The organism is Shewanella spartinae, from assembly GCF_019457555.1.
In the GTDB taxonomy this organism is placed as follows: domain Bacteria; phylum Pseudomonadota; class Gammaproteobacteria; order Enterobacterales; family Shewanellaceae; genus Shewanella; species Shewanella loihica.
In genome coordinates this window covers 3361829-3381150 of the sequence record NZ_CP080418.1, presented here as the reverse complement: position 1 = coordinate 3381150, position 19322 = coordinate 3361829, and the positions used below count along the sequence as shown (strand labels likewise).

Annotated in this window: 16 protein-coding genes; 11 read left to right on the top strand and 5 right to left on the bottom strand. The window is 52.9% G+C overall.

The window, feature by feature from the left end:
* Positions 1–70 precede the first annotated feature (70 nt).
* From K0I31_RS14670 to deoD, 6 genes are all read left to right on the top strand, one after another.
* Positions 71–1330, top strand: coding sequence for a NupC/NupG family nucleoside CNT transporter (locus tag K0I31_RS14670; RefSeq protein WP_011866614.1), 1260 nt, complete (start codon positions 71–73; stop codon positions 1328–1330).
* Positions 1331–1671: 341 nt separating this feature from the next.
* Positions 1672–2505 carry a nucleoside-specific channel-forming Tsx family protein gene (locus K0I31_RS14665; RefSeq protein ID WP_011866613.1) on the top strand — a complete coding sequence of 278 codons (834 nt, stop codon included), beginning with the start codon at positions 1672–1674 and terminating at the stop codon, positions 2503–2505.
* 449 nt (positions 2506–2954) lie between these two features.
* Entirely contained in the window at positions 2955–3728 is a 774-nt protein-coding gene (gene deoC / locus K0I31_RS14660) for a deoxyribose-phosphate aldolase (RefSeq protein WP_011866612.1), read from the top strand.
* Between the two features lie 157 nt (positions 3729–3885).
* Positions 3886–5217: a thymidine phosphorylase gene (gene deoA, locus K0I31_RS14655; RefSeq protein ID WP_220043071.1), complete on the top strand. Its 1332-nt coding sequence runs from the start codon at positions 3886–3888 to the stop codon at positions 5215–5217.
* An 11-nt stretch (positions 5218–5228) separates the two neighbouring features.
* Complete coding sequence (locus K0I31_RS14650) at positions 5229–6446, top strand: phosphopentomutase (RefSeq protein ID WP_220078864.1); 1218 nt, start codon at positions 5229–5231, stop codon at positions 6444–6446.
* Between the two features lie 109 nt (positions 6447–6555).
* Positions 6556–7266 carry a purine-nucleoside phosphorylase gene (gene deoD / locus K0I31_RS14645; protein WP_011866609.1) on the top strand — a complete coding sequence of 237 codons (711 nt, stop codon included), beginning with the start codon at positions 6556–6558 and terminating at the stop codon, positions 7264–7266.
* A gap of 214 nt (positions 7267–7480) precedes the next feature.
* On the opposite strand, the gene K0I31_RS14640 is transcribed toward deoD, so the two are convergent.
* Entirely contained in the window at positions 7481–8215 is a 735-nt protein-coding gene (locus K0I31_RS14640; protein WP_258406511.1) for a YtjB family periplasmic protein, read from the bottom strand.
* A 42-nt stretch (positions 8216–8257) separates the two neighbouring features.
* On the opposite strand from K0I31_RS14640, the gene serB reads away from it, so the two are divergent.
* Both serB and K0I31_RS14630 read left to right on the top strand, forming a co-directional pair.
* Positions 8258–9241 (top strand): phosphoserine phosphatase SerB, encoded by a 984-nt coding sequence (gene serB, locus K0I31_RS14635; RefSeq protein WP_220078863.1) that lies wholly within the window; start codon positions 8258–8260, stop codon positions 9239–9241.
* 263 nt (positions 9242–9504) lie between these two features.
* Positions 9505–10431, top strand: coding sequence for an alpha/beta fold hydrolase (locus tag K0I31_RS14630; protein ID WP_220078862.1), 927 nt, complete (start codon positions 9505–9507; stop codon positions 10429–10431).
* A 9-nt stretch (positions 10432–10440) separates the two neighbouring features.
* Here K0I31_RS14630 and K0I31_RS14625 read toward each other — a convergent pair whose 3' ends face one another.
* Positions 10441–12831 carry a PilZ domain-containing protein gene (locus K0I31_RS14625; protein WP_220078861.1) on the bottom strand — a complete coding sequence of 797 codons (2391 nt, stop codon included), beginning with the start codon at positions 12829–12831 and terminating at the stop codon, positions 10441–10443.
* A gap of 330 nt (positions 12832–13161) precedes the next feature.
* Between K0I31_RS14625 and radA the strand changes: the two genes are divergently transcribed.
* Positions 13162–14535, top strand: a complete 1374-nt coding sequence (radA, locus tag K0I31_RS14620; RefSeq protein WP_220078860.1) for a DNA repair protein RadA — start codon at positions 13162–13164, stop codon at positions 14533–14535.
* Positions 14536–14561: 26 nt separating this feature from the next.
* A complete protein-coding gene (locus K0I31_RS14615; RefSeq protein WP_220078859.1) occupies positions 14562–15062 on the top strand; it encodes a GNAT family N-acetyltransferase in 501 nt (166 codons plus the stop codon).
* Between the two features lie 83 nt (positions 15063–15145).
* Here the strand turns inward: K0I31_RS14615 and K0I31_RS14610 are convergent, their stop codons facing one another.
* Positions 15146–16231, bottom strand: coding sequence for a linear amide C-N hydrolase (locus tag K0I31_RS14610; protein ID WP_220078858.1), 1086 nt, complete (start codon positions 16229–16231; stop codon positions 15146–15148).
* A gap of 526 nt (positions 16232–16757) precedes the next feature.
* Positions 16758–17126 carry a PilZ domain-containing protein gene (locus K0I31_RS14605; protein WP_220072019.1) on the bottom strand — a complete coding sequence of 123 codons (369 nt, stop codon included), beginning with the start codon at positions 17124–17126 and terminating at the stop codon, positions 16758–16760.
* Between the two features lie 284 nt (positions 17127–17410).
* Between K0I31_RS14605 and torR the strand changes: the two genes are divergently transcribed.
* Complete coding sequence (torR, locus tag K0I31_RS14600) at positions 17411–18136, top strand: two-component system response regulator TorR (RefSeq protein ID WP_220060182.1); 726 nt, start codon at positions 17411–17413, stop codon at positions 18134–18136.
* A 9-nt stretch (positions 18137–18145) separates the two neighbouring features.
* Here the strand turns inward: torR and torT are convergent, their stop codons facing one another.
* Positions 18146–19294 (bottom strand): TMAO reductase system periplasmic protein TorT, encoded by a 1149-nt coding sequence (gene torT, locus K0I31_RS14595; protein ID WP_220078857.1) that lies wholly within the window; start codon positions 19292–19294, stop codon positions 18146–18148.
* Between the last annotated feature and the right edge of the window lie 28 nt (positions 19295–19322).

Below are 19322 nucleotides of genomic sequence, written 5' to 3'. Positions count from 1 at the left end.
GTATAATCTGACAGTGAAAAAGGTTGGTTAACAACATAATTAAAAAGTATTAACAATAGGGTGATGGTTAATGGATATTTTAATGAGTTTAGTAGGGGTGGTCGTCCTACTCGCGATAGGTTTTTTGCTTTCTAACAACAAAAAAGCTATCAACATGCGTACCGTATTTGGTGCACTTGCGATTCAGGCATTCTTTGCAGGTTTCGTACTGTACGTACCTATCGGTAAAGACATTCTAAAAAGTGTTTCAGATGGCGTATCTAGCGTTATCGGTTACGCACAAAACGGTATCGGCTTCCTGTTCGGCGATCTGGCTAACTTCAAAGTGGGCTTCATCTTCGCTATCAACGTACTGCCTGTTATCGTCTTCTTCTCATCGCTGATCGCGGTACTTTACTACCTGGGCATCATGCAGTGGATCATCCGTATCATCGGTGGTGGTCTGCAGAAAGCTCTGGGTACTAGCCGTACTGAGTCTATGTCAGCGACTGCTAACATCTTCGTTGGTCAAACTGAAGCGCCACTGGTTGTTCGTCCATTCATCGCGACTATGACTCAATCTGAGCTGTTCGCTATCATGGTGGGCGGTCTAGCCTCTATCGCTGGTTCAGTATTGGCTGGTTACGCGCAGATGGGTGTACCTATCGAGTACCTAGTTGCTGCATCATTCATGGCTGCACCAGGTGGTCTATTGATGGCTAAGCTAATGCATCCTGAAACAGAGAAAACTGTTAACGAAATGGATGAGCTGCCAGAAGATCCAGACAAGCCAGCTAACGTACTTGACGCTGCGGCTGCCGGTGCTTCATCTGGTATGCACCTAGCTCTGAACGTTGGTGCTATGCTGCTAGCCTTCGTTGGTCTGATTGCGATGATCAACGGTATTATCGGTGGCGTAACTGGTCTGTTCGGTGCTGAAGGTATCACCCTAGAGCTGATCCTTGGTTACATCTTCATGCCACTTGCATTCCTAATCGGTGTGCCTTGGAACGAAGCGCTTATCGCAGGTTCTTTCATCGGTCAAAAGATCGTTGTTAACGAATTCGTTGCTTACCTGAACTTTGCTCCATACCTGAAAGACGTTGCTGACGGTGGTCTGCTAGTTGAAGCGACTAACGCTGTAATGACTGACAGAACTAAGGCAATCATTTCATTCGCTCTGTGTGGTTTCGCGAACCTGTCTTCTATCGCGATTCTACTAGGTGGTCTAGGTGCAATGGCTCCTACCCGTCGTCACGACCTAGCTAAGCTTGGTATCCGTGCGGTGATAGCTGGCTCTCTAGCTAACCTAATGAGTGCTACGCTAGCAGGTCTGTTCCTAGCGTTATAAGTCTCAGGAAATTCCTTGGGGGGATGCCCCTGAACGACGACTCTGCCCAGCAGGGCAGAGTCAGCGTTAACTCAACCATTTTTCAACATATTAGTAACAAGATGACTATTTATCACAGCCGTTGATGCTTAGTCATGGGTAGATAAACTTCGATCTGGCCGGTGATAAAACGCCAATATCAGTGATAAATCAGAAGTTTGTTTTAGTGTTAGAATATTGTGTTCGCATTTTTACATTAATTATATTGTGATTTAATACAATTTGAGTAAAATGCGGCGCCAACAAAGAAAGAAACGCTGACTCGTAAAGAGCAGTAAAACCATAAAATAATGGGGTTGATGATGAAAAACGTTAAAACTTTAGCTTTAGCCGCTACCGCAGTAGCAGCAATGTCTAGCAGTGCTTTTGCAGCAGATCGTTCAGATCTATACGCTACCGACTACAAGTGGATGCAGTTCAACGCTATGTACTCTGTAGACGAGCTACCAAGCTCAGGTGAAAGCGGACACAACTACCTAGAGATGGAATTCGGCGGCCGTAAAGGTATCGTTGATCTATACGGTTATGTTGACGTGTTCAACCTAGGCAACGAAAAAGCTGGCGACAAGGCACAAGGTTCTGGCGCTAGCAAAATGTTCATGAAGTTTAACCCACGCTTCTCTCTAGATGCGATCACTGGTAAAGACCTGTCTTTCGGTCCTGTTCAAGAGCTGTACTTCTCAACTCTGTTCAACTGGGGTGGCGGAGCTATCGGTGAAGACGTAAACGCTACTTTCTGGGGTATCGGTGCTGACGTAAACGTGCCTTGGTTAGGCAAAACCGGCATGAACCTATACGCTCACTACGACCTGAACAAGAAAGAGTGGAACGGTTACCAGTTCTCTGCTAACTGGTTCAAGCCTTTCTACTTCTTCGAAAACAAGAGCTTCCTATCTTTCCAAGGTTATGTTGATTGGCAGTTCGGTGGTGACGAAGATATGGGTAACGAGTTCGTTCCTATGTCTGACAACGGTGGTGCAGCCTTCTTCGGTCTGTACTGGCACTCTGACAAGTATGCACTTGGCTATGGTCTGAAAGGCTACAAAGACGTTTACCTGCTGAAAGATGGCGCTGGTATCGTTGGCCTGGAAACCACTGGTTGGGGTCACTACTTCACCGCAACTTACAAGTTCTAAATTCAGAATTTTGTAGGTTTGGGAGCCGCCTGAAGGCGGCTCCTCATCTCTCTTAGGTTTGTCATGATTGTTTAACCTAAGTGAGTAATCTTTATCTAAGCATGGACTATATTAATAGAGCTTGTTTACATAAAGGTTAGTAGTTTTACGCGCTAAAAAGGATTTTTCGCGGAAAGGCTGGAACACTACTCTACAAAGTATAATTACTTAGTTCCCCCTTCCCGGTCTTCAAGGATTCAAGTCGTGACCCTTGTGTCAGGATCGCCACTGGTTTCACCAGGGCATTGAATACCTGAATTAGTAAACTTGTTATGTCGTACCGATAAAACAAATTTACGGCAACGCCTGAAGGCCCGGCCATAAATATAATCAGAAGATGCCAACTCTAGGTGCTGCCATACGTCGATTTCTTGTTTCTGAATTTATAATTTACGTTTCGGAGAGCTAATATGAGTGATTTAAAAAAAGCAGCACAGAAAGCCATTGAGCTGATGGATCTTACCACCCTGAACGATGACGATACCGATCAGAAGGTGATTGAGTTATGTCATAAGGCTAAGACGCCTGCAGGCAACACAGCTGCAATCTGTATCTATCCTCGTTTTATTCCTATCGCTCGTAAGACCCTGAATGAAATGGGTTGTGAAGAGATCAAAATCGCTACAGTCACCAACTTCCCTCATGGTAACGATGATATCGCGATCGCCGTGCTAGAGACGCGTGCCGCCGTTGCCTATGGTGCAGATGAAGTTGACGTAGTATTCCCATACCGTGCCCTGATGGAAGGCAACGAAACCGTAGGCTATGAGCTGGTTAAAGCTTGTAAAGAAGCCTGTGGTGACGACGTTCTGCTGAAGGTGATCATCGAGTCTGGCGTACTGCAAGATCCAGCGCTTATCCGCAAGGCTTCTGAGCTGTCTATCGACGCCGGCGCCGATTTTATCAAGACCTCTACCGGTAAAGTGGAAGTAAACGCTACCTTAGAAGCCGCCGAGATCATGATGACAGTAATCGCCGAGAAGAACCCTAAAGTTGGTTTCAAACCAGCCGGTGGTGTGCGTGATGCCGCAGCCGCAGAAGAGTTCTTAGGTGTCGCAGAGCGTCTGCTAGGCAAAGGCTGGGCGACTCCACGTACCTTCCGTTTCGGTGCGTCTAGCCTGCTAAACAACCTGCTACACACCCTGGAATTGGCCGAAGCGCCTAAGGGTCCTCAAGGTTACTAAGCGACGCGGTTAGCTTTATTAGTTAAGTGTGATCTAAATCTATTTGATAACGCCAAAACTTGTATATATTGTTCGTAATTAAATTACGGTTTTGGCGTTAAACAAGAGAATTTGTCACTCAAATACGATTTTTTGTGACAAATTTGGAGGCAGTACCATGTTTCTAGCACAAGAGATTATTCGTAAAAAACGTAATGGCGAAGTGTTGTCTACCCAAGAGATCCAATTTTTCGTTCAGGGGATCACCAACAACACAGTTTCTGAAGGCCAAATCGCTGCACTGGGTATGGCGGTCTATTTCAAAGACATGAACATGGATGAACGTATTGCGCTGACCACAGCCATGCGTGACTCTGGCACCGTCCTTAACTGGAAAAACCTCGGCCTCGACGGTCCTATCATCGACAAGCACAGCACTGGCGGTGTGGGCGATGTGATCAGCCTGATGCTTGGCCCCATGGCTGCCGCCTGTGGCGGATATGTGCCCATGATCTCCGGCCGAGGCCTGGGTCATACCGGCGGAACCCTGGATAAGTTCGATGCGATTCCAGGTTACCAGACTGAGCCAGACAGCGACCTGTTCAGAAAAGTCGTTAAAGAAGCCGGTGTCGCCATCATAGGTCAAACTGGAGACCTGGTCCCCGCCGATAAGCGTTTCTATTCTATTCGCGATAATACCGCAACCGTTGAATCCATCTCTCTCATCACAGCTTCTATTCTTTCTAAGAAACTTGCCGCCGGTCTCGATGCATTAGCCATGGACGTTAAGGTGGGCAGTGGCGCTTTCATGCCAACTTATGAAGCCTCTGAAGAGCTGGCTCGTAGCATTACCGCGGTAGCCAATGGTGCCGGTACCAAGACGACGGCTCTGCTGACCGACATGAACCAAGTATTGGCATCATGTGCCGGTAACGCGGTAGAAGTGAAAGAAGCGGTGGATTTCCTCACGGGTGCATACCGTAATCCACGCTTGTATGAAGTGACTATGGGTCTGTGCGCCGAGATGTTGCAGCTAGGTGGCCTGGCTGCCAGCGAAGCCGAAGCCCGCGAGAAACTCAACCGCGTGCTGGATAACGGTAAGGCTGCTGATATCTTCGGCCGCATGATTGCCGGTCTGGGCGGCCCAGCCGACTTTATCGAAAACTATGCTAAGTATCTGCCACAGTCGCAGATCATTCGTCCTGTATACGCCGACCGTAGCGGTTTCGCGGCCTCTATGGATACCCGTGAGCTAGGCCTTGCGGTAGTAACCCTAGGCGGTGGACGTCGTAAGCCAGGTGATGCCCTAGATTACAGCGTGGGCTTGACCCAAGTCTGTGCACTGGGCGATGAGATCACCTCAGATAAGCCGATTGCCATGGTACATGCGCAATCTGAAAGCGCCTTCGAAGAAGCGGCGGCAGCCGTGAAGAAAGCGATTCACATTGGCGATGAAGCGCCAGAGAAAACACCAGAGATCTATCGTTACATTCGTCAGTCAGATCTCTAGGAGAGTAAAAGATGAAAAGAACTGTCATTATGATGCTCGACTCTTTCGGGGTCGGTGCAGCAAAAGATGCTGAAGCCTTTGGCGACTCAGGTTCAAACACCTTCGGTCATATTGCTAAGGCATGTGCCGAAGGCAAGGCCAACGATGGTCGTGAAGGCCCGCTTAAGCTACCTAACCTGGCCAAGCTTGGCCTGGCACTGGCCGCTAAAGAGAGCACAGGCAGCTTTGCTGAAGGCTTCGGTGACGATGTCGAAGTGATCGGTGCCTACGGTCATGCCGATGAGCTGAGCTCGGGTAAAGACACTCCGAGCGGTCACTGGGAGATGGCGGGTGTTCCCGTTCTGTATGAGTGGGGCTACTTTAGCGACCTGAAAAACTCTTTCCCTAAAGAGTTGACCGATAAGATCCTTGAGCGCGCCGGTCTATCAGGCTTCCTGGGTAACTGCCACGCCTCAGGCACGGCGATCCTCGAAGAGCTGGGGGAAGAACATATGACCTCTGGTCTACCTATCTTCTATACCTCGGCAGACTCTGTGTTCCAAATCGCCTGTCACGAAGAGACATTTGGTTTGGATAACCTCTACACCTTGTGTCAAATCGCCCGTGAAGAGCTTGAGCCATACAACATCGGCCGCGTTATCGCCCGTCCATTCGTTGGCACAGGCCCAAGCGATTTCGCCCGTACCGGTAACCGTAAAGACTACGCGGTAGAGCCACCATCAAAGACGGTTCTCGATAAGCTGAAAGAGGCCGGTGGTGAAGTGGTTAGTGTAGGTAAGATTGCCGATATCTATGCGCACTGCGGTATCACCAAGAAGGTAAAGGCCACAGGTTTGGAAGCTCTGTTCGATGCGACCCTGGAGCAGGTGAAGCAAGCGGGTGACCGTACTATCGTGTTCACTAACTTCGTCGATTTCGACTCTCATTACGGCCACCGCCGTGACATCGCCGGTTATGCCCGCGCGCTGGAGTACTTCGACAGCCGTCTGCCAGAGATGTTGGCACTGCTGGGTGAAGAGGATCTGCTGCTGCTGACTGCAGACCATGGTTGCGACCCAACCTGGCAGGGTACAGACCACACCCGTGAGCGCGTGCCAGTACTCGCCTATGGCGCGGGTCTAGCACCTGGTTCACTGGGTCGTCGTAACAGCTTCGCCGATATCGGCCAGAGCATTGCGAGCTACTTCGGTCTAGAGCCTATGGAATACGGCGAGTCATTCGTCGCCTAGGCAATAAGGATGACTTAAGGTCATCCTGCTACAATATTATGATTTGGTGGCTTAAATTGGGCCACCGCTACTAGAAAAAGACTTAAGTCTAAAAATAGGGGTTATATAGATGGCTACACCACACATTAATGCAGTCGACGGTGCATTCGCTGATACAGTGTTATTCCCAGGCGACCCGCTACGTGCTAAATACATTGCAGAAACTTTCCTTGAGAACGTTGAGCAAGTCACCGACGTACGTAACATGCTAGGTTTCACAGGTACTTACAAAGGCGTTCGTATCTCTGTTATGGGTTCAGGCATGGGTATCCCTTCTTGCTCTATCTATGCGACTGAGCTGATCAAAGACTACGGCGTGAAAAACCTGATCCGCGTGGGTACTTGTGGTGCGATCAGCACAGACGTTAAAGTACGCGACGTGATCATCGGTATGGGTGCTTGTACCGATTCTCAAGTTAACCGTCTACGTTTCAAGGGCCAAGACTTCGCCGCTATCTGTGACTACAGCCTGTTGAGCGCAGTGGTTAAGGCAGCCGAAGAGAAGGGTACTAAGTACCGCGTTGGTAACGTATTCTCTGCCGACCTGTTCTACACGCCAGATCCAGAAATGTTCGACGTGATGGAAAAGATGGACGTGCTAGGCGTTGAGATGGAAGCCGCTGGTCTATACGGCGTTGCTAAAGAGTTTGGTGCTAAGGCGCTATGTGTGGTGACAGTATCTGACCATATCCGTACTGGTGAAAAGACCTCTTCTGACGAGCGTCAAACCACCTTCAACGAGATGATCGAAATGACACTGGAAGCGGCAATTACTCTGTAATTATCACGCGAGTGTTTAATAAAAAAACGGGCCAATTGGCCCGTTTTTTTATGTCTGTTCGATGTGTTCTCTGGCCAAGTTTTTCTCTGACCAGGGCTTTCCTCTGATCAAGGTTTTTGTCTGACTTAGCCTTTCATCTGGCTAAGAGTTTCCTCTGCCTAAACCTGGCTTATGTTGAGCGCGAGTCTTGTCTTTGTCCTTCACCCGGGACGGCTTAATTGCCTCGCTTCTTATCACCGGCTGCATCTGGGGCCGAGCCGTCGCTCTCCTGCGCGTCATCCGCTCCCAGGGTGGCGGCGATTTTCTTACCGATCTTGCTCTTGGTCTTGCGACGCTCGAAGTCGGCCCGTTTAAAGGACAGGGCGCGGGAGAGCAACATGCCGATGAGGCCTGCGATGATCAACATCATCTGCTGCTGTTCCATGTTGAGCTGATGCGCTTCCTTGATCTCATTGAAGAAGCGCTGCGGCACCAGACGCACCTCTATATAACCCAGGTTCTTATCATCCTGCAGCACCGCCTCTACATAGGGCGGATAAGGCGCCAGCAGGGCCTTTAACTCTGCCGATTCAGGTTCCAGCTGCTCGTCGGTGACGCTCTGGGCAAATGCCAGGCGTTGTCCCTTCTCGCTGAAGATGGTGGCCGACATCACCTTAGGGTCCAGCACCAGGGCGCTGGTGAGCCATTGTAGCTGCTCATCGTTTTGCAGTTGCAACGCTGGGGCGGCGCCATAGGCGGTCTGCTGCACTAATAATCGTGCCATCTTTTGGGTTTGGGACTTTAGAAGCTGCTGACCTTGTAGTAGGCTAGTTTCCCATAATTGGAACAGGCCCACCATGAGGGCGACCGCCACAGCTATCTGCAGCAGTCGCGTCAGCCTCTGGGTCTTTTTGAGTCCTTTAAGAAAAAACACTTTGTACCTGAAGATGATAAGGGTTTTATTAATCATAATGGATTATCCTCTAACCCGATACCCGGAGACGCACGACTAATGGCAAATCAGCAACAAAATCCTCTGTTTTCATGGCTCTATGATGAGGTTAGCGCGAGTATCACCCTGGATGGCTGTCAGCTTACACGCCATGAGGAAGCAAGCGCCCCCAACGCTGATTTTCGCCTGCGCCTTGTCTATCAGGGCTCTCAGTGTCAGGTGATTATCGCCGAGCAGCTCTTGTCCTGTGCAGCGTCTGTGAGCATCGCCCTTATCATCCGCCAAAACGATCTTACCTGTATCGAGCTCTGCCTCGACAAGCAGGCGGGGCAGAAGCTCTCCGATACGCTCGGCGAGCGAGACGATATCGAGCTGCTGCATATCGGCGCTGAGCAGCCAAGGCTGGATAGGCCCGGTCTACTCGTGATGGACATGGACTCGACGGCGATTCAGATCGAGTGTATCGACGAGCTGGCGGCCATGGCCGGGGTTGGCGAGGCGGTGGCCGAGGTTACCGAGCGCGCCATGCAGGGCGAGCTGGATTTCGAGCAGAGCCTGCGTGAGCGGGTGGCCAAGCTGGCGGGCGCCGATGCTGGTATCATAGATACCCTGTGTGCCCAGCTGCCGCTAATGCCGGGGCTGGAGGCCATGGTAGCCGAACTGCAGGATTATGGCTGGCGCCTGGTGTTGGCCTCGGGCGGCTTCACGCCGTTTGTTGGGCATCTCAAGCAGGAGTTAAACCTAGATGCGGCCTATGCCAACGAGCTGGTGATTGTCGAGGGTAAACTCAAGGGTGAGGTGATAGGCACTGTGGTCGATGCCCAGTTTAAGGCCGATACCGTGCTGCGCAGCGCCGAGAGCTGGCAGATCCCTTTGGGTCAGCGTCTGGCTATTGGCGATGGTGCCAACGATATCCCCATGGTGCAGGCGGCGGATTTTGGCATCGCCTATCATGCCAAGCCTAAGCTAAAGGCGGCAGCCGATGCGGCGATTGCCAAGTTGGATCTAAGGGTGCTGCCTTACATGTTGGTGAACCTTGCTTAGGTGGGATACTTGGGTAGGTCTAACACAGCATCAAAAGGCTCGCCTTGTGCGGGCCTTATTTTATCTCGAATATAATGGCTAAGTTTCTGCCCGAGTAAATATTAAACTCATGTTTAAAATCATCCATTTATCTTTGATCTTTAAGTCATTATTTTTAAACAGATGTTTAAGACGGATTTAGGCCTGTTTGAGCAGAATTTTTCTCTCGCTTTGCTCTTGTGTTACTCCTTTAAAGTCAGTACTTTAAATCAAATTTTACTGGGATGTTTTCAGTGTCGACTCTGATCCAAGAATCACGTTTTATCCCCTATCGCCAGGGACAGCTCCATTTACGTCTGCTCAAACGGCCCGATGCCGACATGAGCAGGCCACCCATATTGATGCTTCATGGCGCAATGTCTAACGGCCGCGTCTTCTACAGCGATAAGGGCAGGGGGCTTGGCTGCTACCTGGCAGAGGCGGGCTTCGTGGTTTATGTGCTCGATACCCTGGGGCGCGGCCTGAGTACTCCCAAGTTAAGCACAGGCGCCAGCCATGGTCAGGGGGAGGTGATCCGCGAACAACTCCCTCTGGTACAGCACTATATTTTGTCTCAGCATCCCGAGGCTCATCAGGTGCATTGGTGCGCCCACTCTTGGGGGGGCGTGCTGATGGCTAGCGCCATCGCGCGCTTCGATTTCTTTCAGACCAGTGTCGCCTCCCTGCTGACCTTCGGCAGTAAGCGCGCCATCAAGGTACGCTCCCTTAAGAAGTGGCTCATGGTGGATCTGGTGTGGAACAAATTGGCGCCGGCGATTGCCGCCGGGCATGGCTATCTGGCCGCCGACCGTTGGCGCATGGGGATGGATAACGAGACCAAGGCTTCCCTGTCCCAGAGCATCGACTGGGTCAGAGGTGAGTGGATAGATCATGACGATGGCTTCGATTACGCCAAGGCGGCAACTGCCTTAGGGGCAAAGCAGGGCTGGCCTAAGAGCTGGTTTATTGCTGGCAAGGGGGATCAGGTGCTGGGTAATCCGGCCGACGTGCAGCGGATGATTAAGGAGTGCCATATCAAGCCGGTGACCTATACCTTGCTCAGCAAGGCTAATGGTAACCGCCACGACTATGGCCACGCCGAGATGCTGACCAACAAGGATGCCACAGAGGATCACTTTCCCCAGGTGCTGAGCTGGTACCAAGCGCTCTAGCCTCGGCTGTTACTCTTTTTGCGGCTCAAGCAGCTCTGGATAGCGCAGCATCACCTCGTCCGTGATGTCCAGCAGCTCACCAACCCCTATGATGTGCCACATCAGCTGCTCCAGTTTCTTGGCCTTGTGCTGGGCATGTAGGCCAATATATTCTAGCTCGCGCTTGATATAATTGATATCCGGCTTACCGGCGGCGCCTCGGTAGACGCGAAGCGCCATGAAGCGGCCCAGGTTCTGGCTCTGTCTGATGAAGTGTAGCTGAGCCTGTTGGTCGCCAATCTCCCTTGGCGGTACGCATTTTATCTTGATCCGTCCCTGAGACTGGCGGGAGATCTGTACATAGGTCTCGAAAAACTCGAGTCCGTGTTGCGGCTTCATCTGACGGATAGGGGTGATGAAATCCTCTTTGAGACGCCCCTTGTCCAGCAGAGCACTGAGGTCATATTTCAATGCCTCCTGGGTGGCCGCGGCGAAGAGGTCGGCGATGGCGTTGGAATGTTTGCTCACCCCTAATATGCTGAGTTTGGCCGATTTTGCCGTCTTCTCGATGAAGTAGGGGACGGAAGCCAGCTCACGCATCAGCAGGTTCTTCAGCCCGTCCGAGAGCTCCTTCATGTCGCTGTTGGCCTCGGTCAGCTTTCTCAGCTTGTCACGATTGGCCTCGATGAGGCGGCTGAGGAAGGCGACGCCGACATGGGGCGTGTGGCCGACCATGGCGGCCAGGTGTATGGTGACGCCGTTCTTGCGGGTGCGGATCAGCCGATAGGGCAGCTGCGCCAGACGCGTCTTACCCGCCAGATGTTGCAGCTTAGGAAAGGCGACCATCACAGGGGCCGTGGTATCGAAGTTGGCCGGCTCATCCAGGGTAACCTGCAGCCCCTTGCCCGAGATATCTAAGGTGAAACCGTGGTGAGTCTGCTTGCCCTGGCTGACGGTGACCAGGGTCTTGAAGGAGAAGCGCGCCTCGTTGCGCCTTTCGGTAAATTGCAGCGACAACAGCTTGATCTGATCTTCCGGCAGCTTCTCCTGGCCGAAGCGTTTCAGTTCGTTGGCCTGATGGCCTTTGGCATCCCAGGCCTCATATTGCGGCAGCACCTCCTCGTTGGTGAGATCGATCAGCTGCAGCACATGGGTGAAGCACTTGAGCTGGGCCTCGGTCAGCGAGGCGTAATAGCTGGAGTCACCGGGTAAGATACTGGATTTATAGGAGATCTCATGGTCTATCTCATGACAGGCCAGCTTGAAGATGCGCCAACTGGCCTTAGTAGCACCAAAGCGCAGGAAGAGGCCGAGCAGCTCGCTCTGTTTTAGTTCGGCCAGGCTGGCGGAATAGAAGAAGATCGCCCCCTGTGCCTGAAAGGTAAAGCAGAAAAACAGGTTGTGATCTGGGTCTTGAGACGCATTAAACAGCGCCTGTAACCGCTCATGGGTCAACATGCCGCCAAGCTGGCTGACCGACTTCTCGTCGACAAAATACTGCTGCAGCTTCTGGTTGTCGCGGCTCAGCAGCTTGTGGGTGATGCGATGCTGGCCATCCTTAAGCTCCACATATAGCGGCAGGTGGGGCAGATGGGGCAGATAGTGACGCTCGAAGCCCAGCCCTGTGGCGGCGACCAGTATGTCGTTGATATCCACCTTGTAGCGAAACTTGTAGCCCTGGATCAGGTTGGCCAGCATGTCCGACAGGGCGTCGCTGCCGCCGACACGCTTGAGACGCATCCAGCTGAACTCGTGATTACTCTCGACATCAACCACCTGATACTCCACCCCTTTCTGCAGGTCATCGAAATAGTATTCGGCGCTCAGCTCCAGCAGCTTGACGATAAGCGGCTGTTCAGGATTGAGGCCGTGATCCACAGGCAGGCGAATGCGGGCGCCGCCGACCGAGAGGTCGACCGTAATTCCTTTCACCTCGCTGCGTCCCGGCTGCAGCACGCCGATGCGGATCGCATAGTTCATCCGCTCTTCGGCGCGATTGAAGTAGCTGCCTAAGATGGCGCCGCTGGCCACATAGGGGGTGAGGGCAGTGTCGGCCCCTTGATCGCCTTCGCGCGCGCGTTGCCGGCGCAGCTTATGCCCCTCGATCACCTGCTCATATACCCCAAGGGTGTACTGCCCCTGATACAGGGCTAGGGCCTGAATAAAGTTCTCTTTCGCCGGCGCATCGATAAAGTGTGTCTGGGCACCGCTGCTAAAGGGGGCGCAGGGCAGTTCGGATCTGTCCCTGAGATCGATAACCCGGGTACAGGGAGAGGAGAGGCGGTTGAGCTCCATCTTGAGCAGAAAACGGGTCGAATTAGACTCGCCTGAGGTCAGATGTTCAAACAGCTCCTGGAAGTTGGTTTCCATCAGCAGGGGTTTTAACTGTTCGATCAATGCCTTATGTTGCTCTAGACTCATGGATAATATCTTTTCGACTCAAAGTGGATGGCGCGGCTTATCTTCTTGTGTCGGCAGCTTAGGTCAAAACTTGATAGCCTTTTGTTTATTCAGCACAATTTGCTAACGCTGCGGCGGACACTGTGGTTGAAAGCCCTAACGCCAGTGTAAGGCATTTTAGCCCCCTTGTGGGAATCATTTTACTGCAGAGTGATGACGCGGATTGGCGTATGCGCACTACAGCCGCTCAAGATACTCATGTAGAATGCCTGCATGGAAAAGGGCCTTTTGGGTTTGCGCGAGCAGATACTGGAGAGTCCGGACATTGATGAGATGACAAACAGTTAAGCTATGGCGAAGAATAAAACAGCATATGTGTGCAGTGAATGTGGTCAGGACTTTCCCCGCTGGCAGGGGCAGTGTAATGCCTGCGGTGAGTGGAACACCATCTCAGAGGTGAGGCTGGCACCGGCTAAGTCAAGCGCGGGCTCGGTGGCCGGTTATGCGGGCGCCGTCGGTGGCGGTTCCAAGAAGCTTAGCGAGGTGGAGGAGTTCGAGGCCAAGAAGCTGCTTACCGGCATTGGTGAGCTAGACCGGGTGCTGTGCGGCGGGCTCACCACGGGCTCGGTCAACATCATCTCGGGGGATCCCGGCGCCGGTAAGACGACCATTTTGTCGGATCTGGTGTCGCGCATGTCTCAGCTGATGCCCTCGCTCTACTGTACCGCCGAGGAGTCGTTGTCGCAGTTTAAGAATCGGGTCAATCGCCTCAGGCTCGACTGCAACGAGGAAAACCTCTACCTGATGGCCGAGACCAATGTGGAGGCGATCATCGCCGAGCTGGAGGCCAAGCAGGTCAAGTTTGCGGTGATCGACTCGATTCAGGCCGTGGTGACGGACCTGGCCAACGGCAGCCCGGGCTCGCCATCCCAGGTCAAGGGCAGTGCCCAGGCGCTGACCCAATACTGTAAGCAGAACAATGTCACCATGTTCTTGGTGGCCCACGTGAACAAGAACAACGAGACGGCAGGCCCGCAGACCCTGATCCACATCGTCGATTGCCTGACGCATCTCGAGTGTAACGACGGCCAGGTGCGCACGCTGAGGGCCAACAAGAACCGTTTCGGCGACGTGGATACCGTAGGCATCTTCAGGATGACCGAGCGGGGCATGATAAGTGTCGATAACCCCAGCGAGATCTTCCTATCGGGGTCGACTACTGAGTCTCCCGGGGCGGCCATCACCTGTATTCGCAAGGGTAATCGTAACCTGTTGCTGGAGATCCAGTGCCTGACCACAGAGGCCGAAGGGGAGTTTCCCCAGCGAGTCTGTGTTGGCCTGAACATGAACCGTATCAAGATGTTGACCGGGATTTTACGTAAACATACCCGCACCAAGATCTATCACGACACCTATTTCAATCTGGTGGGCGGACTCAAGATTGACGAGTCTGAGACCTGTATCGATCTGGCGCTGGTGGCTGCGCTGCTGAGCAGCCTCAACGAGTTTGTGGTGCCGCGCACCACCTGTATCATGGGCGAGCTGAGTCTCAACGGCGATGTGCGCCCCATCGACAGCGGCGTGCCCAGGGTGAAGGAGGCGGTGCAGCATGGCTTTACCGAGATCTTCATTCCGTTTCGCAACTATCATAAATCGATGGAAGGTCTGGGCGCCAAGATCAACCCCATCAAGACGATACACGAGCTACTAGAGCTGATCTGTTAAGGTGAACGGACAGCGAGAGGAAACCCATGCATATACGTAGCGAAGCACCCGGCGATATCGCCGCTATAGAAGAGATCACCAAGGCCGCCTTTCTCGAGGCGCCCCACACAGATCATACCGAGCATCTTATCGTTAACGCCCTGAGAGATGCAGGCGCGCTGGCGATATCGTTAGTGGCCGAGGTGCAGGGAAAGATAGTGGGGCATGTCGCTCTGTCAAGGGTGAGCATCTCCGATGGGAGCCAAGACTGGTATGGACTCGGCCCCATCTCGGTATTGCCCGAACGTCAGGGAGAGGGGAGCGGCAGCGCCTTGATGGGCGCCGCGCTGGAGGCGCTCGATAACGCAAGTGCCCATGGCTGCGTGTTACTGGGCGAGCCTGAGTTTTATCAGCGTTTTGGCTTTGCCCCCAAGGCAGGGCTTATTCTGCCCGGTGTGCCCGAGGCTTATTTTCTCGCGTGTAAACTGCGCGGCGAATGGCCTCAGGGCGAGGTGAGTTACCATGATGCCTTCCGGGTAAGGGATTAAGCTAACGGCCCAGATTAAAAAACGGATCCGTTTAGATAAAAAAAAGCCTCCGATATCGGAGGCTTTTTTGCGCTTAGGGTCTGTTAACTACACTTGCCAAAGGTTGGTGCGGCGCGACCTTCGTGAGCATCGACTGAGAGGTTCGCACAGACCGGCTCTTTGCCAACGCTAACCTCTGCGAAGTTGAACTTGATCTGATGGCCTTCATACAGGTCTGAGTAGACGGTGTCGCCGTTCTTCAGGTTGTACTGTACGGTGAAGAAGGTTGGGAACACGCCGCCTTCTTCCGCAATCTTAGGACCATCGACGAAAGGTGCCTGGACTGATTGTGGGATGGCTACCGCGCTGTGGAAGGCCAGTAGCTGCGCCGCCATAGTCTGCTGATAGGTCATGTTCTTGAAGTCCTGGCTCTCTGCATGGTGCAGGCCGCGCACATAACGTGACAGTGGCGAGTAATCTGCAGGGAGTTTAGTCCCAAGTGCACTGCGGTCAATCGTCTTAGAGAACTCCAGGTGATCCTGGAACAGGGGCTCGTTGGTGACGAAGCGCAGTTCATCGTTGGTGCTACCACGCCATACCTTCAGCTTACCACCTGCGTTGAGCTGGATGAGGGCCACGTTACCCTCATTATCACGCAGGTTAAAATGCGCAGGTACTAAGTGATCCATGTCCATCAGGGGATCAGAGAAGGCTGGCTGCCATTCGCCTTTTTCCAGGCCGTCGATAGCTTCGGCAACGGTTTTGTAGTTTGAGGTTATGTAGGTGGCGAGCAGGCCGTTGTTGACCGCTGGGGCACCATTATCATTGTCTTTGTGCATTGTCAGGAACGGCTTGCTGGCTTCCTGATACTGACCATGTACCGACAGGCCTTGATCGTTGATGGCATCGTAGGCGGTGCCATGGAAGATAGGGTTGTCAGACAGTGACATTGTCTTGTATTTGGTGGTCCAAGTGGCCTGAGTCTTGTAGCTAGGCGCCTTGGAGCTGATTTCTACGCCAGCTGGAATGATCTTGGCGCGAGCTTCTACGTGAACATCCCAGTCTAGTGAGCGGGCGACTAGCGTGCCATAGTCTGTGGTGGCCGAAACGCTAGAGCAAGCTGAAGCGGTTTGTACTGCACCGATTGTCATAAGCGCGACGATGCTGGCTGCGACGATTGATTTTTTCATGATGAGTGCCTCGTTTGGTTGAACCTAAAATGGGTTGGTTTCTCGGCTAGGTCTTGCCTATGGGTCTAGAATAGGCTCAAAACCTGATAGTTAATAACTAATACCCATTCGATATTCGAATATGTTGGTTTGGTTCGCGCCGAGCCTTTAGGGAGGCTTTTAGCTGTGCTTTGGTAAGCCTTAACGCGCGTTTTTAAATGAGAGGTTAAGCGAGTTGCTAAGAGAGTTATAAAGAGAGTTAAGGAAGTGCTTTAGCGGGTGGCTAAGCGAGTGGTTAGATGGTGGTGGGGGAGGTGAGCTTGCGGTCTATTGACAGGAGAGTATAGGAGTTAATTTATGGTACTAGCATCAGGTAGTGCCAGGGTTAGCAGTCAGCCCAGTGGCTAGAGCGAAGGCAAGTTGCGCCAGATCGAAAAGGGGACCTTAGGTCCCCTTTGTGTTGCTTTCATTGAAGCCTGGTGCGGTCAAGTTAAGTGCGATTGGCTAAGTGCGCTCAAGCTAAGCTCATGGCTGTCAGGAGAGCGCATCAGCCCTGATCATGTACCTCGATAAACATCTTGAGTTCACGGTCGAGCAGAGAGGCATCGCCTGTGTTGAGCTCTAGCATGCGCCTTAAGTGGCTGATGCTGTCGATATCGATATGCAGGCATTCGAGGCCGAGTTGGCCATCTTGACGGTGGATCACCTGGGTCTCCATGGTGACCTCGACATCTGAGCCTTCCAGGGTGAAACTCAGGAGTATTGGTGCCGGGTTTGGCGCGAACTCTTGGGGCAGCTCGACCAGGGCACCATTCAGGCTAAGATCGTGCAGCTTGGTCGACCACACCTTATCCTCTTGGGTGAGCGTCGCATCGACATCGAAGAAGATGCGCGAAAATTGCCGCCGTTCATTCATAACCTGTCCTAGCCTCAAGTGTGAGCGTAATGTTAATAAGGTAAGCATAAGCTAACATGACCCGGGTGTAAAAATCTTGATTTATATTTAGCTTTAGTGACTTGTGCCAAAATCTATTTGCACCGAACGTGAGATCTGATAGGCAGCATAGGCCTTAATAACAGGGGCGCTATGGCGGCTAAAAACCGCGCCAGATCTCATAATTGAGATAAAGCTGATATGCAATTATGAAAAATTGTGAATAATAGCCTTAACCTTTATTTAACGCGTCTGGGAGCGGGGTAATGGCCCTAACTTCATTACAACCTTGTGTGCTTGTGGTCGATGATGAGGCGGTGATCCGTGCTCGCCTGAAGGGCTATTTCGAGAAAGAGGGTTATCGGGTGCTCGAAGCCGCCGACGGTGAAGAGATGTGGCAGCAGTTCAGTCAGCAGCATATCGATCTCGTGATGTTGGACATCAACCTGCCCGGCGTCGATGGCCTCAGCCTGACCCGCGAACTGCGCAGCCGCTCCGAGGTAGGCATCATACTCGTGACCGGGCGTGACGAGGCGATCGATAAGATCATCGGCCTGGAGATGGGCGCCGACGATTATGTGACTAAGCCGTTTGAGCTGCGTGAACTCCTGGTGCGGGTGAAGAACCTGCTCTGGCGCATCTCACTGGTGAAGAAGGCGCAGCAGCAGGCGATTGCCGAGCTGGAGCGCTGTGACGATCTTATCGAATTTGAAGATTACAGCCTAGCCCTCAACAGCCGCAAGCTCTCCCAGGGTGAGGCGGTGATCAAGCTCACCAAGGCTGAGTTTGAGCTGCTTAGCGCCTTCGTGCTGCACCCACAGCAGGTGCTGAGCCGTGAACGCCTGATGCAGCTGACCAGCCACCGTAATCAGGATGTCAACGACAGAACCATAGATGTGATCATCCGCCGCCTGCGTAATAAGCTACATGCTGAGCTCTTCGTTACCGTCCACGGCGAGGGCTATCTGTTCTCCGCAAAAGTAGAAGATTAGGGTAGAAGGCTAGGGTTGAGGAGTCGCCTTAGGCGCCTCGACCCGGTAGATGGGGTAAAAATCCGCCGGCGCCAGGCTGTCGGTCAGCTGCTTCATCTGAATATTATCTGGAGTGAGCACCTTTATCCTGGGGCCGATATCGCCAAAGGGGGCTGCGCCCTCGAGTTCCCGCACCACCACGTCTATCGCTAATTTCCCTTGCAGCACCACCTGATCGTCGCTACTAAAGGCGACCCTATGGCGGTAAAGCCCACGCAGGGTGGCGGGTGAGAGATAGCTGCTCACCAAGGCTATGCCTTGCGCTGTGTCCTGTTGCGCCAGGGCGCCTATAGCAGCCTCGATGGCCACGGCGCTGCCCAGTATATAGTCTGGCCTGTGATCCTTGAGCAGATGATGTAGCTGATCCCGATAGAGATCGCGATTGTTATCGGCGTGGCGGTTGGAAGAGATGGTCACACTGCTCCCCTTGAGCGCCGCCATGATCCCTTGCTCGACCCAGGTGCTGCCGCCGAGTTTCTCGGGGCCGAGCAGCAGTGCCAGTTGCACAGGCTTGTCGGTTTTAGCTTGCTCGGTGTTAGTCTTGCCAGGCTGTTTTGCTGTAGTGCGATGAATATAATCGCCGGCATGCCAGCCCATCTGATACCAGTTGACGCCTATGCGGGTACTCACTAGGGGGCTGTCGAGGCGGTTGACCAGGGCCAGCATAGGTTTGCTTATCTGCCCCTGATAGTGCTTCAGTAGCTCAGGGTCCACAGTGCCCAGCAAGATGGCGTCGAAATCGGATTTCATGCAGTGTTCCAGCTGCTCGAGCTGCTTCGCCTTGCCATAGTAACTGCCGGCCTCAAATAGCTCCAGGGCGACCCCCAAAGTTTGCGCCCGGGTCACCAAGCCATAGTCTATGCCAATCCAGTAGGCGTCTTTGAGGTGGGGCACCAGGGCGCAGAGTCGCCAGGGCTGTTTCGCCACACTCAGGGGGCGATAGCTGAGCGACTCCACCTGCTGGAGCTTGGCGTTATAGGGGGTGCGCTGCTCCAGTGACCAGGTCTCAACTGCATTGGCCGTCACCGATACCGAAAAACTGGCGGCGATTGCCAGCCCATGGAGGCAAGCCCAGAGGGAAAAGGCGCGGAAAAAGGGAGATTTATTATGCTTCACCACAGGGCACTCAGTATAATGTAACCAGACG